This window comes from Escherichia sp. AM3, assembly GCF_032029835.1.
Lineage (GTDB): Bacteria > Pseudomonadota > Gammaproteobacteria > Enterobacterales > Enterobacteriaceae > Escherichia > Escherichia coli.
Map to the genome: position 1 here is coordinate 1 of NZ_JAVUPQ010001325.1, position 234 is coordinate 234.

Below are 234 nucleotides of genomic sequence, written 5' to 3' on the forward strand. Positions count from 1 at the left end.
ATGGCCTTGTGGGGGTTCAGTTATGTGGACGTCGAGTCGTGTGCGGGCTGTGCCGTGCCTCCATCTTAGCCGGGCTGGCGTTGATGCAAGGGGCAACGCCGTTTCGCAAACCGCGCTTCACGTCGTTGCGGCGGGTCCCTGCCCGTTGTTCTGTCCGGTGCCATTCACCTGTTTAAGCCCCGGTCGCCGGGGGCTGATACAGCCACAAACGTCTACGCCAGTCCAGGGGGGAAA

At 62.8% G+C, this 234-nt stretch carries 1 pseudogene; it reads right to left on the bottom strand.

From position 1 onward, the window contains the following. Positions 1-83 precede the first annotated feature (83 nt). A pseudogene (locus tag RTW80_RS30895) lies at positions 84-164 on the bottom strand (hypothetical protein); the annotation flags it as partial. Between the last annotated feature and the right edge of the window lie 70 nt (positions 165-234).